This is a genomic window from Sciscionella sediminilitoris (assembly GCF_000737195.2).
GTDB lineage: Bacteria > Actinomycetota > Actinomycetes > Mycobacteriales > Pseudonocardiaceae > Sciscionella > Sciscionella sediminilitoris.
On the sequence record NZ_JALM01000043.1, the window covers coordinates 36,500 to 54,511 of the forward strand.

Sequence of the window (18,012 nt, forward strand, 5' to 3'; positions counted from 1 at the left end):
GTGCGGGCGCCATGCCGTTCCGTGAACACTGTTCTCCGATGCGAGCAGTGTTCTGCGTAAGCTGTTCCGCTGTGGCAGACTGGTTCGCTATGACCGCGGTACAGACGGCCCGCGCGCGGGCACGGGCGGAATTGACCGGCCAGATCAAGGACGAGGCCCGGCGTCAGCTGGCGAGCTCGGGGGCAGGCGGGCTCTCCCTCCGCTCGGTCGCGCGCGAGCTGGGGATCGCGGCCTCGGCCATCTACCGGTATTTCCCGAACCGGGACGCCCTGCTGACCGGGCTGCTCGTGGACGCGTTCAACGCGCTCGGTGCGGCGGTGGAGAAGGCCGCGAAGCAGTCGCCCCCGGTGCGGGAGCCGCGCATCGCCTGGCGGGCCGCCTGCGCGGCCGTACGCACCTGGGCGAAGCGGCATCCGCACGAGTACGCGCTGATCCACGGCACGCCGGTGCCCGGGTATCAGGCACCGCAGGACACGGTGGAACCCGCCGCGCGTACCCCGCTCGCGCTGCTGGCAGTGGTGCGGGACGCACGGTATGCGGGGTGGATCGTCGAACCCCCGGAGGCGACCGCGCCCCGGGGCGAGTTGCACGAGCAACTCGCCCCGATCGTGGCCGCCAATGCCCCGGAGGTGCCGGTGGCGGTGCTGGCCCGCACGATGGTCGCCTGGTCGCAGTTGTTCGGCATGGTGAGCTTCGAACTGTTCGGCGCCCTCGTGGGCAGCGCCGATCCGGCCGACGAGTTCTTCGACTACTCCGTGGAACGGATGGCGGATTTCCTCGGGTTCGTCGTCTGAACGGCGTCCGTTCCCGTGCCGGGGCTCAGGAGGCGAACCCGAGGCCGAGGCGGTCGAGGCAGCGCAGCCAGAGGTTGCGTTTCCCGGACCGGTCGGCCCGGTCGAGCGACCACATGGTGAGCGCGATTCCCGTCCAGCGCAACGGTTCCGGCGGGAAGGGCACCGGCCTGCTCTGGATCATCCGCAGCCTGGTCCGTTCGGTTTCCCTGCCGTGCAACAGATCCAGCGCCGCGGCCGCGAAGAAGCGGCTCGCCCCGACCCCGAGCCCGGTGAACCCGAGCGCGTATCCGATGCGTCCCTGGCTGCAGGTGCCGACGAACGGGGCGAACCGGCTGCAGGTGTCGATCACCCCGCCCCATTGGTGGGTGAACCGGGTTCCCTCCAGCTGCGGGAACGTCGCGAAGAAGTGCCCGGCCAGTTTGGCGAAGGTGGCCGGCCTGCGGAGCAGTTCCTGGCGGACCGCGCTGCGATAGTGGTACACGACGTCGTAGCCGCCCCACAGGATGCGGTTGTCCGCGGTGAGCCGGTAGTAGTGGAACTGGTTCGCTGCATCACCGAGTCCCTGGCGGTTGCGCCAGCCGATCGAATCGAGTGCCGCCTCGCTGAGCGGTTCGGTGACCAGCGCGTAGTCGTAGACCGGCACGATGAAATTGCGCAGCCTGCGCAATAGCGGGGTGAACGCGCCCGAGGCCAGCATGACCTTGCGCGCGCGTACCCGCCCGTATCCGGTGTGTGCCACGACATCCCGGGCTCCCGGGTCGAGCCGCTCGACGGGAGAGTTCTCGTGGATGCGGACCCCGGCGCGCAGACAGGCGGTGCGCAACCCGAGTGCGAGGCGCGCCGGATCGAGCATCGCCACGGAATTCCGCAGCCAGGAACCGCCGAGATAGGTGGGGGAGTGCACCTCGGCGCGTGCCTGCGCGGCGTCCAGATACACCGCGTCGTGTCCCAGTTTCCGGGCTTGTGCTGTCATGGTGCGCAATTCCCCGACCTGCCAGGGTTTCGTGGCGAAGGTCAGTTCACCGGTGCGCGCGAAGTCGCAGTCGATCCCGTAGCGGCGCACGGATTCCTCGATACCGTCCAGGTTTTCCCTGCCGAGGCGCTCGAGCGTCGCGGCTTCCTCGCCCCAGCGCTCGATGCCGTTGCCGATTCCGTGGGTGAGGCTGGAGGAGCAGAATCCGCCGTTGCGCCCGGAAGCCGCCCAGCCACAGGTGTTCGCCTCGAGCAGGACCACATCCAGGCCGGGATCGGTTTCCTTGGCCTGCAAGGCGGTCCAGAGTCCGGTGTAACCGCCGCCGATCACGAGCAGATCGGCCTCGGTGGTCTCGGTGAGGCTCGGACGGGGTACCGGTTCGGTGTTCGCCTCGAGCCAGAACGGCCGGGGAATCGCGTCGGCGAGCGAGCCAACGGCGTGCGCAGGCGCGGGATATCGCCGCGCAGCCAGCTTAGTAGCCATGAGTGAAGGATTTCCTCGAATCGATGGTGTCCGGAAAAGTCCGGCGAGTAGTACGGGGTCCGTCAGGAAACGCGGGCGCGCGAAACCGCGCCGCGATCAACGGAAGGGACCGCGCTGAACGCGGAACGAAGAATTCTCGAGGAGATCCGGATTATCCGCCGTCTTGGCGTCCGCCGACGCAGCGGGCGTACCAGCGCACGCCGCAGCCGGTTCCGGCGATCGGTCGACAGGTACCACCTGCCATGGTTCCACCTCCGAGCGGATATGCTCGCGGCCGACATTACCCGCTTCTGGAGAAGCATGGCAAGGGAATCGGTATTCTCCAGGGTGGTTCGCTACGATTTTCGTGACCGGTGGAGGAGGGTGGCGGTTGACAGGGCACCAGCAGGTACAGCGCAATCTCGACGAGATCGACCTGACGCTGATCTCGATGCTGCAGACCGACGGCCGCGCGTCGTTCACCGCGCTGGCGAAGGCGGTGGAGCTCTCCGAGGGCGCGGTGCGCCAGCGGGTGCAGCGGCTGCTGCGCGAGGACGCGATGCAGATCGTCGCGGTCACCGACCCGAAGACGGTGAACCTGCAACGCCAGGCCATGATCGCGATCCGGGTCGAGGGGGACGCGCGGGAGGTCGCCGCGCGCATCGCCGAGCTCGAGGACGCGCACTACGTCGTGCAGACCGCCGGTTCCTTCGACATCCTCTGCGAGCTGGTGTGCCGGGACGACGAGCACCTGCTCGCCGTGCTGAACACCCAGATCCGCACCATGCCCGGGGTCACCAGCACCGAGACGTTCATGTACCTGGACCTGACCAAGCAGACCTACGCCTGGGGCGGCCAGCCAAGCAAGCGCTGAGGCGGGGCACCGCGCGGGCGCGGCTATCCGTTCGACGCGGGTTCTAGACTGGAACCCAGGCCCGTCCCGCGCCGATGACCAGGGGACGGGTCTGTCCGCGTGATGTCTCCAGCCAAGTGAAGGGACCGCCCGTGTCCGAAGCACGCACACTTCCGCCACTGCACGGACTGCTGGCCGCGGCACTCGCGGACCCGGCCCTGGCCGAACTGGTCACGCTCGCCGGAACCAGCACGGTGGCACTGCAGGGACCGGCCGCGGCCCGCGCGCTGGTCACCGGAGCGCTCGCGGGCGACGAACGGACCGGGGCGGCGGCCCGCCCGGTGCTCGCGGTCACCGCGACCGACCGGGAGGCCGAGGAGCTGGCCAACCTGGCCGGTGAACTGCTCGGCGCCGAACGGGTCGCCGCGCTCCCGTCCTGGGAGACCCTGCCGCACGAGAAGCTTTCCCCGCGTGCGGACACGGTCGGGCGGCGGCTGGCGGTGTTCCGCAGGCTGCGCCACCCGGAAGAGGACGGCAACGGCCCGCTCTCCGTGGTCACCGCGACGGTGCGCAGCCTCATTCAGCCGATGGCGCCCGGTCTCGGCGAGCTCCGGCCGCTGTCCTTCGTGGTCGGCGAGGAGTCCGATTTCGAGGAGACCGTCGCGCGGCTGGCCGATCTCGCCTACGAGCGGGTGGACATGGTGGAGAAGCGCGGCGAGTTCGCGGTGCGCGGGGGAATCCTCGACCTGTTCCCGCCGACCATGGCGCACCCGCTGCGGGTCGAGTTCTTCGGCGATGAGGTCACCGAGATCCGTCAGTTCAGCGTGGCCGATCAGCGGTCGCTGGCCGGTGACGAGGTCACCCTCGAACGGCTCATCGCGCCGCCCTGCCGGGAACTGCTGCTGACCGAGGCCGTCCGGGAACGGGCCGGGGAACTCGCCGCCGAGCACGCCGCGGACGCCGAACTCGCCGAGATGCTCACCAAACTGTCCGGCGGAATTCCGTGCGAGGGCATGGAATCGCTGATCCCGGTGCTCTGCGACGGGGAACTCGAACTGCTCACCGATGTGCTCGCCGAGGGTACCCATGTGCTGCTGTGCGATCCGGAGAAGATCCGGACGAGGGCGGCGGATCTGGTCCGCACCGGCAACGAATTCCTCGAGGCCTCCTGGATGGCCGCGGCGGGCAGCGGCCGCGCGCCCATCGACATCGGTGCCTCGGCCTATCGCGAACTCGGGGTGATCGAGCGGCACGCGGTGGCCACCGATCGCCCGTGGTGGACGCTTTCCCAGCTGACCAGTGATGCCGAGGATGTGCACAGCCTGGACATCACGCCGGCCCCGGAATACCGCGGGGATCTGCGGGCGGCGTTCACCGATCTGCGCGCGCACGCGGCCAGTGGTGGTGCCGCGGTGTTCGTGGTGCCGGGTGCGGGTACCGCGGAACGGGCCACCGAACAGCTCGCCGAGCAGGAGATCCCGGCCACCAACGCGGTCGACGGGCTCACCGAGGCCCCGGCCGCCGGGCTCGTCACCGTGGTCAAGGCCAGCGCGCAGGACGGATTCTCCTTGCCGCGCACCGGTTATGTGGTGCTCACCGAATCCGATCTGACCGGAACACGGGGCGCGGCTCCCGGACAGCAGGCGGCGCGGCTACCCACCAAACGCCGCAACGCTGTGGACCCGCTGGCGCTCAAACCGGGCGACTACGTGGTACACGATCAGCACGGCATCGGCAAGTTCGTGGAGATGTCCCAGCGGACCGTGGCCGGGGCGACTCGGGAATACCTCGTCGTGGAGTACGCCCCGAGCAAGCGCGGGCATCCCGGGGACCGGTTGTTCGTGCCGACCGATCAGCTCGACGAGATCTCCCGCTATGTCGGCGGGGAACTGCCCACGCTGAACAAGCTCGGCGGTTCGGACTGGAAGAACACGAAAGCCAAGGCGCGCAAGGCGGTCAAGGAGATCGCCGCCGAGCTCGTGCAGCTCTACGCGGCGCGCCAGGCCGCACCCGGCTACGCCTTCGGCCCGGATTCCCCGTGGCAGCACGAACTCGAGGACGCCTTCGCCTTCACCGAGACCCCGGATCAGCTCGCCGCGATCGACGAGGTGAAAGGCGATATGCGCAAGGCGGTCCCGATGGATCGCGTGGTGTGCGGGGATGTCGGCTACGGCAAGACGGAGATCTCGGTGCGCGCCGCGTTCAAGGCGGTGCAGGACGGCAAACAGGTCGCCGTGCTGGTGCCGACCACCCTGCTCGCGCACCAGCACCTGAACACCTACCTGGAGCGGATGCATTCCTTCCCGGTGACCGTGAAGGGGCTTTCCCGGTTCACCGATCCGCAGGAGGCGAACGAGGTTCTCGAGGGCCTCTCGGACGGCTCGGTGGACATCGTGATCGGCACCCACCGCCTGCTGCAGTCCGGGATCCGGTACAAGGACCTCGGCCTGATCATCGTGGACGAGGAACAGCGTTTCGGGGTCGAGCACAAGGAACACATCAAGGCGCTGCGCACCCACGTGGATGTGCTCACCATGTCCGCCACCCCGATCCCGCGCACCCTGGAGATGTCCCTTGCCGGGATCCGGGAGATGTCCACGATCCTGACCCCGCCCGAGGAACGGCACCCGATCCTGACCTATGTCGGAGCCTATGACGACAAACAGGTCGGCGCGGCCATCCGCAGGGAACTCCTGCGCGACGGCCAGGTCTTCTACATCCACAACCGGGTCTCCTCGATCGACAAGGCGGCGCGGCGCATCCGCGAGCTCGTGCCCGAGGCGAACGTGGTCACCGCGCACGGGCAGATGAACGAGGACAAGCTCGAGAAGATCATCGACGGGTTCTGGCGCAACGAGCACAATGTGCTGGTGTGCACCACGATCGTGGAATCCGGGCTGGACATCTCGAACGCGAACACGCTCATCGTGGAACGCGGGGACATGCTCGGGCTCTCCCAGATGCACCAGTTGCGCGGCCGCGTCGGGCGCGGGCGCGAGCGCGGGTACGCGTATTTCCTTTATCCGGGCGAATCCCCGCTCACCGAGACCGCGCACGACCGGCTGGCGACCATCGCGCAGAACACCGAACTCGGCGCGGGTATGGCGGTCGCGATGAAGGACCTGGAGATCCGGGGTGCGGGCAACATCCTCGGCGCGGAGCAGTCCGGGCATATCGCGGGAGTCGGTTTCGATCTCTATGTGCGCCTGGTCGGCGAGGCGGTCGAGGCGTTCCGCAAACACGCGGGCGCGGGCGAGGCCGAAGGTGAGGAGGAACTGCCCGAGGTACGGGTGGATCTCCCGGTCGACGCGCACATCCCGCACGACTACGTGCCCGGCGAACGGCTGCGTCTCGAGGCCTACCGCAAACTCGCCGCGGCACCGGACAAGGCGGGCCTGGACGAGATCCGTGCCGAGCTCACCGACCGGTACGGGGAACTCCCGCGCCCGGTCGAGCACCTGTTCGCGGTGGCCCGGTTCCGGCAGCTGTGCCGGGCGCACAAGGTGACCGAGGTGACACTGCAGGGCAGCTCGGTCCGGTTCGCCCCGCTGGAACTTCCCGACTCCCAACAGGTCCGGCTCAAGCGGATCGCCCCGAAGGCCAACTACAAGGCGGTCACCAGGACCGTCTCGGTGCCGCGGCCGACCGAGGGCGGGGCGGGCGGCCGGATGGGCGCCCCGGCACTGCGCGATGTGGCGCTGCTCGACTGGGCCGCCGGGTTCCTGAGCTCGCTCGCCGGTGAGGCCGCACCGGCCAGTGTTGGCGCGTAGTCGCCGTGTTACGTATGGTGTTGCAGGGGAACGAGGACTCAACGCAGACCTGAAGTTAGGCTAACCTCTGTTGTTGGCGGCCGTATCCGGCCGCGCGGAGACGGAGGTTGTACGCAGATGACCACGACGCTGCCTCGCGTGCGCGAAAGCGGCGGACGGGGCGTCCCGGAACAGCCGAAGCAGCGGCATGCGGGCATCAAGGCGATCGGGCTGCTGCTGGCGGTCATCGCGCTCGTGCTCCTCGCCGCGGCCTCGGTAGCCGTTGGGGCGAAAGGGATCCCGCTGTCCACGGTGTGGTCGGCCCTGTTCGATTTCCACGGCCTCGACGACCAGATCGTGGTGCGCGAACTCCGGTTGCCGCGCACCGTGATCGGGATCGGGGTCGGTGCCGCGCTCGGGCTCGCTGGTGCGCTGATGCAGGCGCTGACCCGTAACCCGATCGCCGAACCGGGCATTCTCGGCGTGAACCAGGGCGCCTCGGCCGCCGTGGTCACCGCGATCGGATTCCTCGGCATCGGCGGGGTCACCGGCTATGTGTGGTTCGCCTTCTTCGGCGCCGCGGTCGTCTCGGTCGCGGTGTACCTGCTCGGTTCGCGCGGGCCCAGCGGGGCGACCCCGGTGCGGCTCGCCCTGGCCGGGACCGCGATCAGCGCCGCGCTCACCGCGTACATCTCGGCGATGCAGCTGCTCTATCCCCAGGTCTTCGACCAGTTCCGGTTCTGGCAGGTCGGTTCGCTCGCCGGGCGCGACGCCGGGGTGCTCTACCAGGTCGGCCCGTTCCTGCTGGTCGGCATCGTGCTCGCGCTGCTGCTGGCCCGCCCGCTCAACGCGATCGCGCTCGGCGAGGACACCGCGCGCAGCCTCGGTGCCCATCTCGGCCGCACCAGGGCGCTCGGCGCGGTGGCGATCACCCTGCTCTGCGGTGCGGCGACCGCGGCCGCCGGGCCGATCTCCTTCGTCGGGCTCGCCATGCCGCACGTGGCGCGCGCCATCACCGGGCCGGATCAGCGCTGGCTGTTGCCCTATTCGATGGTGCTCTCCCCGGTGCTGCTGCTCGGCGCGGACATTCTCGGCAGGGTGGTGGTCAGCCCCGGTGAGCTCGAGGTCGGCCTGGTGACCGCGTTCCTCGGCGCCCCGGTGTTCATCATGTTGGTGCGGAGGAAGAGGTTGGCGAAGCTGTGACGACCATGACCTCGGTACGACCGCGAACACTGGGCATCGGCGACCGGATCCGGTTGCGCTACACCCCGCGCGCGGTACTGGTCTGCGCGCTCACCGCGCTGGCCGCGATCGTCGTACTGGTGCTCTCACTGTCCACAGGGGACTATCCGGTCTCGCTCGGTGAGCTGTTCGCCTCGCTGGTGGGCCAGGGCGATCGGGCCACCGATTTCATCGTGCTCGATCTGCGGATGCCGCGGCTGCTCGTCGCGATGGGGGTCGGGCTCGCGCTCGGTGCCTCCGGGGCGGTTTTCCAGAGCCTGACCCGTAATCCGCTCGGCAGCCCCGACATCATCGGGTTCAACTGGGGGGCCTCGGCCGCCGCGGTCGCCGCGATCACCTTCTTCGGCGCCTCCGCGTTCGCCACCTCGCTCGCCGCCATCCTCGGCGGGGCACTCGCGGCGATCGTGGTGTACCTGCTCGCTTTCCAGCGCGGGGTGCAGGGATACCGGCTGATCCTGTGCGGCATCGGGATCAGCGCGATGCTCACCTCGGTGGTGCACTATCTGTTGTCCCGGGCCAATCTCGCCGAGGCCACCCAGGCGCAGGTGTGGCTGACCGGGACACTCAACGGCCGCGGCTGGGAGCAGGCGACTCCACTGTGGATCGCGCTCGTCGTGCTGCTGCCCATCCTCGCGGTGTACGGGCGCAGGCTGAACGTGCTCGAGATGGGGGACGAGGCGGCGAGCGCGCTCGGTGTCCGGGTGGAGACCACCCGGGTCATCCTGATCGTGCTCGGGGTGTTCCTCACCGGGATGTCCACCGCGGCCTGCGGTCCGATCATGTTCATCGCGCTCACCGCCCCGCAGATCGCGCGCCGGCTGACCCGCAGCACGGGGGCCGGGATCACCGCGGGCGCGATCATGGGCGCGTTCTTGCTTCTGCTGAGCGATTTCGTCGCCCAGCGCGTATTCGGCGACACCGAGCTGCCGGTCGGCGTGCTCACCGCGGCCGTCGGTGGGCTCTACCTGGCGTGGCTGCTCGCCCGGGAATGGAAGGCTGGTCGGTCATGACCCGCGAAGGTGACGATCGAGTGAGCATCGACCGAGCCACCGGCGAGGGAGGAGCGGAGCGAGTGAGGAGCCGAGCCACGGAGTCCGCACGCTTGCAGGCGAGTGATCTGGCGCTGCACTACGACAAGCGCCCCGTGCTGGACGGGGTCGACGTGGCGATCCCGGACGGTGAGTTCACCGTGATCATCGGCCCGAACGCGTGCGGCAAGTCGACCCTGCTGCGCGGCCTCTCCCGGATGATGCGCCCCGCGCGCGGCAATGCCTTCCTGGACGGGAAGGCGATCACCTCGCTGCCCGCCAAGCAGCTGGCGCGGGAGCTCGGCCTGTTGCCGCAGAGCCCGATCGCCCCGGACGGGATCACCGTGGCCGATCTCGTGGCCCGCGGGCGGTACCCGCACCAGAAGCTGCTCCGCCAGTGGTCGAGGACCGATGAGGAGGTCGTGACCGAGGCACTGCGCTCCACCGGGGCCCAGGACCTCGCCGAACGGGGCATCGACGAGCTCTCCGGCGGGCAGCGCCAGCGGGTGTGGATCGCGATGGCGCTCGCCCAGCAGACCCCGATCCTGCTGCTCGACGAACCGACCACCTTCCTGGACATCGCGCACGCGGTCGAGGTGCTCGACCTGTGCGCGGACCTGCACGAGCACGGCCGGACCCTGGTCGCGGTGCTGCACGACATCAACCACGCCTGCCGGTACGCGACGAACCTGATCGCGATGAAGGACGGCGCGATCGTGGCGCAGGGCAAACCGTCCGAGGTGATCACGGTGGAACTCGTGGAGCAGGTGTTCGATCTGCCGTGCCGGGTGATCGACGATCCGGAGTCGGACACGCCGCTGATCATCCCCAAGGTTCGGCAGCGTCAGGCGAGCACCGTGTGACAAACTGAGCGGCGTGACGCGCATCATGAAGTCGGCCGGAGCGCTCGTTCTCGCCGGTGTGCTGCTCGCCGGATGCGGCACCGGCCCCGCCGAGGTCGATTCGGCGGCGATCATCGGCAAGGACTCCGTCCCGCTCGCCGGGTTCCAGCACGAGATCACCCAGCTCATCGACTCCAAACCGGCGGCGAAACAGGTGCAGCGCCAGCGCACCATGGACCAGGCCGCGCGCAATCTGCTCACCATCCGGGTGCAGCACCGGATCGTGCGCGATGTCGCCGCGCGCGAGCATCTGACCGTGGATCAGGGTTTCGTGAACCGGCAGATGAGCGTCCCCGGACTGGACAAGTTCCTGGAGACCCAGGTGCTCGACCGGGCCGGATTCGCCGGATACCAGGCCGACCTCTCGCTGATGATGGACCTGGCCCGCAAACAGGCAGACCGGCTGACCGTGCGCGCGGATATCGTCGGCGGGCTCGATCCCGCCCAGGCCCGCGAACTCGCCGCGAACATCGCGCGCCAGCCTGGCAAGGGCGGGGACCTCATGCGCGCCGCGAGCCCGGACGCCGAGCTGAACCAGACGCTGCGGCCCGCGGAAGGCGTGCCGACCACCGTGTTCAGCGGAACCCCCGGCAGCGTGCTCGCCTTCCCCGCGGGTGGTCAGGACGCGCGCTGGTACGTGGTGCGGGTGCTCTCCCGGGACCAGGGCCGGCCGAGCCAGGGACAGGACCGGCTCAGCCTGGACGCGCTCGCCGGGCTCGGCAGGGCGCTGCTGGTGCCCGATGCGCAACGGATCGGGGTGCGGATCAACCCGCGCTACGGCGCCTGGGACGACTACACGCTCTCCGTGGTGCCCAGCGGGGCGGAGAAACGGGTGCTCGCGTTCCCGGTCAGTGCCGGACCGGGCGCATGACCGAACTGCACGAATCGAGCGCGGTGGTCCTCGGTGAGCACGGACTGCCCGTCGAGGCGCTCCCGGTACTGCGTGCCGCGGCCGAGGTGCACACCGTGGACCAGGCCCCGCCGGATCTGCTCGCGCGGGCCAGGGAACGCGGTGTCGTGCTGTTGTGCCCGGACGGGAGCAGTGCCGCGGCGCAGGCCATGTGCGCGGCGGGCGCCCCGGTGTTCGGACCCGTCCCCGGCGAGGCGCTGCATCGCGCGGTCGCGGTGATGGACCGGCTGCGCTCGCCCGGCGGTTGCCCCTGGGACGCCGAACAGACCCACGAAAGCCTGCGCCGCTACCTCGTCGAGGAAACCTACGAACTGCTCGAGGCCATCGAGAACGAGGACCGCGCGGAACTGCGCGAGGAACTCGGCGATGTGCTGCTGCAGGTACTGTTCCACGCCCGGGTCGCCGCGGAACACGGGACCGATCCGTTCACCATCGAGGATGTGGCCGACGGGCTGGTGCGCAAACTGGTCGGCAGGCATCCGCACGTGTTCGGCTCGGATCTCGAACACGTCGCCGACGCCCATGCCCAGGAGAAGCGCTGGGAAGTCCTCAAGCAGGCGGAGAAGCAGCGCGAGTCCGCGGTGGACGGGGTCGCCCTCGGCCAGCCGGCCACCGCGCTGGCCGGGAAACTGGTCAGCAGGGTCACCCGTGCCGGGTTCCCCACCGAACTGTGCGCCGAGGACGAGGCCAGCGGGGACGTCGCCGAACTGTTCGCCGCGGTGGCCCGGATCGCCGCCGAGGGCAGGGATCCCGAGGGGGAACTGCGCGAGTACGCGAAACGGTTCGCCGACCGGGTGCGCCGCGCGGAGACCGCCGCCGGACAGGACCGGGTCAGCCTGGACGCGGACGCCTGGCGCCAGTATTGGAAGTAGCTCCTTACCGTGACCAAACACGGCCGCCCGGTCATCGTCCGTACGCTTGGCTGCGATGACCTCCTATTATCCCCCGCCGCCCCGGGTACCCCAGCGCCGCAGACGGCAGTGGCTCTTCTGGTCGCTGCTGGTCGTCGTGGTGCTCGCGGTGACGGTGGTGCTCGCCTCGGTGCTCGGCAGCATGAACAGCGAGCGCGAACCGGTCAAACCGGCCTTCTACGTGCCGTTCCAGGATGTGCAGCCGCGTAGCAAGATCCCCGCGACCGCGAAGCCGGACACCGCCCACCTCGGCGCCTGGTCCGAACAGGTCGCCGAGGCCACCGACATCCCGGCGCGCGCGGTCCGGGCCTACGTCAAGGCCGCGGCGCTGACCGAGCGGCGCACCCCGCGCTGCGCGGTCAACTGGACGACGATCGCCGCGATCGGGCGAGTGGAATCCAAACACGGCCAGCACGACGGGAGCGTGCTGCAGGCGGACGGCACCCCCTCGCAGCCGATCATCGGGCCCGCGCTGGACGGATCACCGGGACTGCAGCGCCAGCCGGCCTATGACGGGGGCAAATACACCGGGGACCCGCAATGGGACCACGCGATCGGGCCCATGCAGTTCCTCCCGGAGACCTGGGCCCGCTGGGGAGTGCGCGCCAGCGGGGACGGCGCGGCGCCCGATCCGCAGAACATCGACGACGCCGCTGCGACCACCGGGCGCTACCTGTGCCTGAACGGGCGGCGGATGGGCTCACCGAGCCAGTGGTGGGGCGGGGTGTTCAAGTACAACCGCTCGGTGGAGTACGGGCAGAACGTGTTCAGCGCGGCCGACGCCTACGCCAAGGCCGCGGTCAAGGTCCATGTCAGGCCAGCTTCAACCGGGCAAGGACCGCGCTGAGCGCATCCTGGTACTCGGGCAGCGAACGCATCGAATAGGCCAGCCGCAACTGCGCCCGGGCCTCGATGAGCCTGCCCTGGCGCTGCAGTGTCCTGCCGAGGATGAACCGTGCGTAGTGATCCGCGGGATCCTGCTCGAGCAGGCGGTTGAACATCGCCTCCGCGCGCCGCAGCTGCGCGGACTTGAAGTAGGCCCGGCCGGCGAGCAACAACACGCTCGGCAGGTCGGGCTGGCTGCGCAGCGCGGGCTCGAGTGCCGCGAGCGCCTCGCGTGGACGGCGCGCATCGAGCAGCTTCTCCGCGCGGCGGAAGGCCTCGAACGCGCCGTCTCCGGTTTCGTCCGCATCGCCATTCTGCGCCAACATATGACCCCCACGCTACCGCGCGACCCGGTGCCGCGGCGAGTATCGCCACACGCGCGCCAGGTGAGCTCGCAAGCTCGGTCACCGATCCTCCTCGCTGGCGCTCGTCGGTCCGGTGCCCCGGTCGCGGTATTTTCGGTGACCTCGCAAGCTCGGTCACCGATCCTCCTCGCTGGCGCTCGTCGGTCCGGTGCCCCGGTCGCTGTGTTGTCGGTGACCTCGCAAGCTCGGTCACAGTCCGCGCGTGCCTGACGCGCGAACCCCCGAATGGGCGCTACTGTCGTAGCCGCAGGAAGCGAAGCGGACGAGCAAGGAGCGGCCAGTGGCTGTCATCGAGCAGGTAGGTGCACGGGAGATCCTCGACTCGCGCGGGAATCCGACCGTCGAGGTCGAGGTCGCGCTCGACGACGGCACCCTGGGCAGGGCCGCGGTTCCCTCCGGCGCCTCGACCGGCGAGCACGAGGCCGTCGAACTGCGCGACAAGGACGCCAAGCGGTACGGCGGCAAGGGCGTCGAGCAGGCCGTCGCCGGGGTGCTCGACGACATCGGCCCCGAACTGACCGGTATCGAGGCCGTGGAGCAGCGGCTGGTGGACCAGAAGCTGGTGGACCTGGACGGCACCCCGGACAAGTCCCGGCTCGGCGCGAACGCGGTGCTCGGTGTCTCGCTCGCGGTCGCCAAGGCCGCGGCCGAGTCCAGTGGGCTCGAGCTGTTCCGCTACCTCGGCGGACCGAACTCGCACGTGCTCCCGGTCCCGATGATGAACATCCTCAACGGCGGCGCGCACGCGGACAACGACGTGGACATCCAGGAGTTCATGATCGCCCCGATCGGCGCCGACTCCTTCCGCGAGGCGCTGCGCTGGGGCGCCGAGGTCTATCACGCGCTCAAATCGGTGCTGAACAAGCAGGGCCTGGCCACCGGTCTCGGTGACGAGGGCGGGTTCGCGCCCAACCTCAAGTCCAACCGCGAGGCGCTGGACCTGATCACCACCGCGATCGGCAACGCCGGATACGCCCCCGGCCGGGACATCGCGCTCGCCCTGGACGTGGCGGCGACCGAGCTGTACGCCGACGGCGTCTACACCTTCGAGGGTTCCAAGCGCAGCGCCGAACAGCTCAGCTCCTACTACACCGAACTGGTCGAGCAGTACCCGCTGGTGTCCATCGAGGACCCGCTCGGCGAGGACGACTGGGCCGGCTGGGCCCACCTGACCAGCAGACTCGGCGACCGGGTCCAGCTGGTCGGGGACGACCTGTTCGTGACCAACCTCGAGCGGCTGGACGACGGCATCGGCCGTGGGGTGGCCAACGCGCTGCTGGTCAAGGTGAACCAGATCGGCACCCTCTCGGAAACCCTCGACGCGGTCACCCTCGCCCAGACCAGCGGCTACAAGTGCATGATGTCGCACCGTTCCGGGGAGACCGAGGACACCACGATCGCGGACCTCGCCGTGTCCACCGGGTGCGGCCAGATCAAGTCCGGCGCGCCGGCCCGGTCCGATCGGGTCGCCAAGTACAACCAGCTGCTGCGCATCGAGGAAGAACTCGGTGACGCCGCACGCTATGCCGGTGACCTGGCCTTCCCCCGATTCGAGCCGGAGGGCTGAGCCATGGCGGTTCCCTGGCGCAGATGGCTCGCCGCGCTGCGCCGCACCCGGCTGCTCGGGCGCCTCGGCCTGTCCAACACCAGGCGGGCCGCGGTGCTCGCGATCGTGATGTGCGCGCTCGCGCTCAGCGTGGCGGTTCCGTTGCGCACCTACTTCTCGCAGCGGTCCCAGATCGCCGAGCAGACCGAGCAGCAGGAGCAGTTGCGCGTTCAGGTCGCCAAGCTCGAACGGCGCAACCAGCAGCTCGCCGATCCCGAGCAGACCAAGGCCGAGGCGCGGAAGCGGCTGCGCTATGTGCTGCCAGGGGAAACGCCTTATCTCGTGCAGCTGCCCCAGGACGGCGCGGCCCCGGCCGCCCCGCCCAAGCCCGAGCAGCGCAAGCAGAACGAAAAATCCTGGTACGCGAACCTGTGGAACTCGATCAACAAATGACCGTCGACGAGGACGACCGCGCGCTGGTCACCGCTCAGCTCGGCCGTGAGCCGAGGGGAATGCGCGCGGTCGCCTTCCGCTGTCCGAGCGGGCATCCCGCCGTCGTGCAGACCTCACCGCGGCTGCCCGACGGCACCCCGTTCCCCACCCTCTACTACCTGACCTGCCCCAAACTGTGCTCACTTGTCGGCACGCTCGAGGCCTCCGGCCTGATGAAGCGGATGACCGAACGGCTGGCCGAGGAACCCGGGCTCGCCGAGGGCTACGAGCGCGCGCACCGCGACTACCTCGCCGAACGGGATGCCATCGAATCGCTGGGCACCGAGGTGAGCGCGGGCGGCATGCCCGGGCGGGTGAAGTGCCTGCATGTCCATCTGGCGCACGCCCTGGCCAAGGGGCCGGGGGTGAACCCGATCGGCGATGAGACCCGTGCGCTCATCGAAGAGTCCTGGCCAGCGGGGGAATGCGCACGAATGGACCATTCACGCGGATAACTTCGGCAAAAAAGCTGACAGCGCCGGTCATTGTCGAGCAAGCTGGTACCCGGGTCGGGAGCTACACCGAGGGGAGAAGGCAGTGACTGACCGGAGAGGGCCGGACAACAGAACCCAGGAGGCGCGCGGGGCCACGAAAGGCGGCAGGGCCGTGCTTGCGGCCGCCCTCGTCGTCGGCGCGGGGCTGGTCCCGGCCGCCGCGTTCGCGGGCAAGCTCGACGTGGCACCGGCCGCCGAGACACAGCAGGCGAAACCGGTGAGCCTGGGCAACGACGACGGGCTGTGGCGGCTCGGCGGGGTAGGGGCCAGCGGCACCCGCGGGATGAACGCCAAGCTCTCCGACAAGGTCCTCGAGGAGGCCGGTGACCCGGCCAAGCTTGCCGTGGCGGCCGGGCCGCTCGCCCAGCTGCCCAGCGGCCCGCTCGGCATTCCCGGGGTCGCGCTCGAGGCCTACAAACACGCCGCCACCGAGCTCGCCTCGCTCGAGAAGGGCTGCAATCTGCCCTGGTCGCTCGTCGCGGCGATCGGGCGGATCGAATCCGGGCACGCCAGGGGCGGCCAGGTCGACACGCACGGCAACGGCCTCGCCCCGATCCTCGGTCCGGTGCTGGACGGGACGAACGGCACCGCCGACATCGCGGACACCGACGGCGGGCGCCTCGACGGCGATCCGGTGCACGATCGCGCCGTCGGCCCGATGCAGTTCATCCCTTCCACCTGGCAGCGGTACGCCGCCGACGGCAACGGGGACGGCAAGGCGGATCCGAACAATATCTACGACGCGAGCGTGGCCACCGGGAAGCTGCTGTGCTCCTCCGGGGCCAACCTCGGTGATCCGCAGGCCCGCGCCGCGGCCGTGTTCGGTTACAACCACTCCGACGACTACGTGCGCAACGTGCTGATCTGGTCGGCCGCCTACGCCTCCGGGGTGCGCCCGACCGCGATCGCCCCGAGCGTCGCCGGGCTGCCTCCGGTACCCGCGCCGAACCCGCAACCGCCCGCACCGCAACCGCCCGCACCGCAACCGCCCGCACCACAACCTCCGGCGGCACAGCCCCCGGCATCGCAGCCGACGCAGCCGCCGAGCTCGCCGCCTCCGGGCAGTCAGCCGCCCAGCAGCCAACCGAGTACTCCGCCGAGTACCCCGCCGACGAGTCCTGCGCCGAGCTGCCCGCCGCTGCCGACACCGGAGCCGAGCCAGCCGACACAGCCGCCGTCGACCCCGCCGACCACGACCACACCGCCGCCGAGCATCCCGCCCGGTTGCCCGGTCCCCACGCCGACGCCGAGCCCGACTCCGCAACCCTCGGCACCGTCCGGTAGCTCGCTTTCGGAGGCACCGGCCCCGGCCACGCCCGCGATCCAGCCCTAGCGCGCACCACCCGGTACCGGACCAGGACTCCGGTACTGTTCCGGTACGGCACACAGCGTGCCGTACCGGAACACAACCGAAGGGGGCTGCATGTCGCGCGTCGCGGCCATCGACTGCGGTACGAACTCCATCCGCCTGCTCATCGCGGACTTCGACGGGTCCGGCTCGGCCACGGATGTGCACCGTGAGATGCGCATCGTCCGGCTCGGGCAGGGCGTCGACGCGACCGGGCTGCTCGCCGCGGAGGCCATCGAGCGCACCAGGGCGGCGCTGGTGGACTACGCGGCCCGCTTTACCGAGAACGGGGTCGAGCGGATCCGCATGGTCGCCACCTCCGCCACCCGGGACGCGGCGAACCGGGAGGAGTTCTTCGCCATGACCCGCGAGGTGCTCGGCACCGAGGCCGAGGTGATCAGCGGGGACGAGGAGGCCCGGCTCTCCTTCGCCGGAGCGGTCGCCGCCGCCTCCGAGGAAGAGGGCCCGTTCCTGGTCGTGGACGTCGGCGGGGGCTCGACCGAGCTGGTCCTCGGCACCCTGAGCGGGGGAGACGTCGCGGTCGAGGCCGCCCGCAGCGTGGACATCGGCTGTGTCCGGCTCACCGAGCGCTGCCTGCACTCCGATCCGCCGAGCGCGACGGAGCTCGCCGAGGCCGAACGGGTCGCCGCCGAGGTGCTGGAGTCCGCCTTCGAGGTGGTCCCGGTGGGCCGCGCCCGCACCTGGATCGGGGTGGCGGGCACCGTGACCACGCTGTCCGCGGTCGCCCAGGAGCTGCCCGCCTACGACTCGGAGCGCACCCACGGATCGGTGCTCTCGACCGAGCAGATCCGGGCCACCGAGGCGCGCCTGGCCGCGCTGAGCACCGAACAGCGCCGCGCGCTCGGACCGGTCCACGAAGGGCGGGCCGATGTGATCACCGGGGGCGCGGTGGTGGTGCGGGTGCTCGCTGAACAGCTCGCCGAGCGCGCCGGGATCGGGCAGCTGCTCGTCAGCGAGAAGGACATTCTCGACGGCATTGCCACGTCGATTGCCTGACCGCTATTGCAGCACGAACCGTAATCAACACATTCGGTTAC

Annotated in this window: 16 protein-coding genes; 14 read left to right on the forward strand and 2 right to left on the reverse strand. The window is 70.0% G+C overall.

Features of this window, described 5'->3' with window-relative positions; all coding sequences use genetic code 11:
• Positions 1-89: 89 nt before the first annotated feature.
• Positions 90-794 (forward strand): TetR/AcrR family transcriptional regulator, encoded by a 705-nt coding sequence (locus AD72_RS19290; RefSeq protein ID WP_031467924.1) that lies wholly within the window; start codon positions 90-92, stop codon positions 792-794.
• A gap of 25 nt (positions 795-819) precedes the next feature.
• Here AD72_RS19290 and AD72_RS19295 read toward each other — a convergent pair whose 3' ends face one another.
• Complete coding sequence (locus tag AD72_RS19295; RefSeq protein ID WP_031467925.1) at positions 820-2,250, reverse strand: NAD(P)/FAD-dependent oxidoreductase; 1,431 nt, start codon at positions 2,248-2,250, stop codon at positions 820-822.
• A 370-nt stretch (positions 2,251-2,620) separates the two neighbouring features.
• Here AD72_RS19295 and AD72_RS19300 point away from each other — a divergent pair, with 370 nt between their 5' ends.
• The 8 genes from AD72_RS19300 to AD72_RS19335 all read left to right on the forward strand — a co-directional run bounded on the left by AD72_RS19300 (position 2,621) and on the right by AD72_RS19335 (position 12,671).
• Complete coding sequence (locus tag AD72_RS19300; protein WP_031467926.1) at positions 2,621-3,103, forward strand: Lrp/AsnC family transcriptional regulator; 483 nt, start codon at positions 2,621-2,623, stop codon at positions 3,101-3,103.
• A 158-nt stretch (positions 3,104-3,261) separates the two neighbouring features.
• Positions 3,262-6,852, forward strand: a complete 3,591-nt coding sequence (mfd, locus tag AD72_RS19305; RefSeq protein WP_425480776.1) for a transcription-repair coupling factor — start codon at positions 3,262-3,264, stop codon at positions 6,850-6,852.
• A 117-nt stretch (positions 6,853-6,969) separates the two neighbouring features.
• Entirely contained in the window at positions 6,970-8,034 is a 1,065-nt protein-coding gene (locus AD72_RS19310) for a FecCD family ABC transporter permease (RefSeq protein ID WP_051898780.1), read from the forward strand.
• A gap of 5 nt (positions 8,035-8,039) precedes the next feature.
• Complete coding sequence (locus AD72_RS19315; protein WP_031467929.1) at positions 8,040-9,083, forward strand: iron chelate uptake ABC transporter family permease subunit; 1,044 nt, start codon at positions 8,040-8,042, stop codon at positions 9,081-9,083.
• Positions 9,080-9,964, forward strand: coding sequence for an ABC transporter ATP-binding protein (locus AD72_RS19320; protein ID WP_425480775.1), 885 nt, complete (start codon positions 9,080-9,082; stop codon positions 9,962-9,964). Before AD72_RS19315 ends, AD72_RS19320 begins: the two co-directional genes overlap by 4 nt.
• A 13-nt stretch (positions 9,965-9,977) precedes the next feature.
• Positions 9,978-10,874 (forward strand): hypothetical protein, encoded by an 897-nt coding sequence (locus AD72_RS19325; protein ID WP_031467931.1) that lies wholly within the window; start codon positions 9,978-9,980, stop codon positions 10,872-10,874.
• Complete coding sequence (locus AD72_RS19330) at positions 10,871-11,785, forward strand: nucleoside triphosphate pyrophosphohydrolase (RefSeq protein ID WP_031467932.1); 915 nt, start codon at positions 10,871-10,873, stop codon at positions 11,783-11,785. The genes AD72_RS19325 and AD72_RS19330 overlap by 4 nt, the downstream gene beginning before the upstream one ends.
• A 55-nt stretch (positions 11,786-11,840) precedes the next feature.
• Complete coding sequence (locus tag AD72_RS19335; protein WP_031467933.1) at positions 11,841-12,671, forward strand: lysozyme family protein; 831 nt, start codon at positions 11,841-11,843, stop codon at positions 12,669-12,671.
• Here the strand turns inward: AD72_RS19335 and AD72_RS19340 are convergent.
• A complete protein-coding gene (locus AD72_RS19340; RefSeq protein ID WP_031467934.1) occupies positions 12,637-13,035 on the reverse strand; it encodes a tetratricopeptide repeat protein in 399 nt (132 codons plus the stop codon). The genes AD72_RS19335 and AD72_RS19340 overlap by 35 nt on opposite strands.
• A gap of 319 nt (positions 13,036-13,354) precedes the next feature.
• Here AD72_RS19340 and eno point away from each other — a divergent pair, with 319 nt between their 5' ends.
• The 5 genes from eno to AD72_RS19365 all read left to right on the forward strand — a co-directional run bounded on the left by eno (position 13,355) and on the right by AD72_RS19365 (position 17,971).
• Positions 13,355-14,641, forward strand: coding sequence for a phosphopyruvate hydratase (gene eno, locus AD72_RS19345; protein WP_031467935.1), 1,287 nt, complete (start codon positions 13,355-13,357; stop codon positions 14,639-14,641).
• Between the two features lie 3 nt (positions 14,642-14,644).
• Positions 14,645-15,073 carry an FtsB family cell division protein gene (locus AD72_RS19350; protein WP_031467936.1) on the forward strand — a complete coding sequence of 143 codons (429 nt, stop codon included), beginning with the start codon at positions 14,645-14,647 and terminating at the stop codon, positions 15,071-15,073.
• A complete protein-coding gene (locus AD72_RS19355) occupies positions 15,070-15,567 on the forward strand; it encodes a DUF501 domain-containing protein (RefSeq protein ID WP_031467937.1) in 498 nt (165 codons plus the stop codon). Before AD72_RS19350 ends, AD72_RS19355 begins: the two co-directional genes overlap by 4 nt.
• A gap of 82 nt (positions 15,568-15,649) precedes the next feature.
• Entirely contained in the window at positions 15,650-16,939 is a 1,290-nt protein-coding gene (locus AD72_RS19360) for a lytic transglycosylase domain-containing protein (protein WP_197285017.1), read from the forward strand.
• Between the two features lie 90 nt (positions 16,940-17,029).
• Positions 17,030-17,971 carry a Ppx/GppA phosphatase family protein gene (locus tag AD72_RS19365; RefSeq protein WP_031467939.1) on the forward strand — a complete coding sequence of 314 codons (942 nt, stop codon included), beginning with the start codon at positions 17,030-17,032 and terminating at the stop codon, positions 17,969-17,971.
• Positions 17,972-18,012 lie beyond the last annotated feature (41 nt).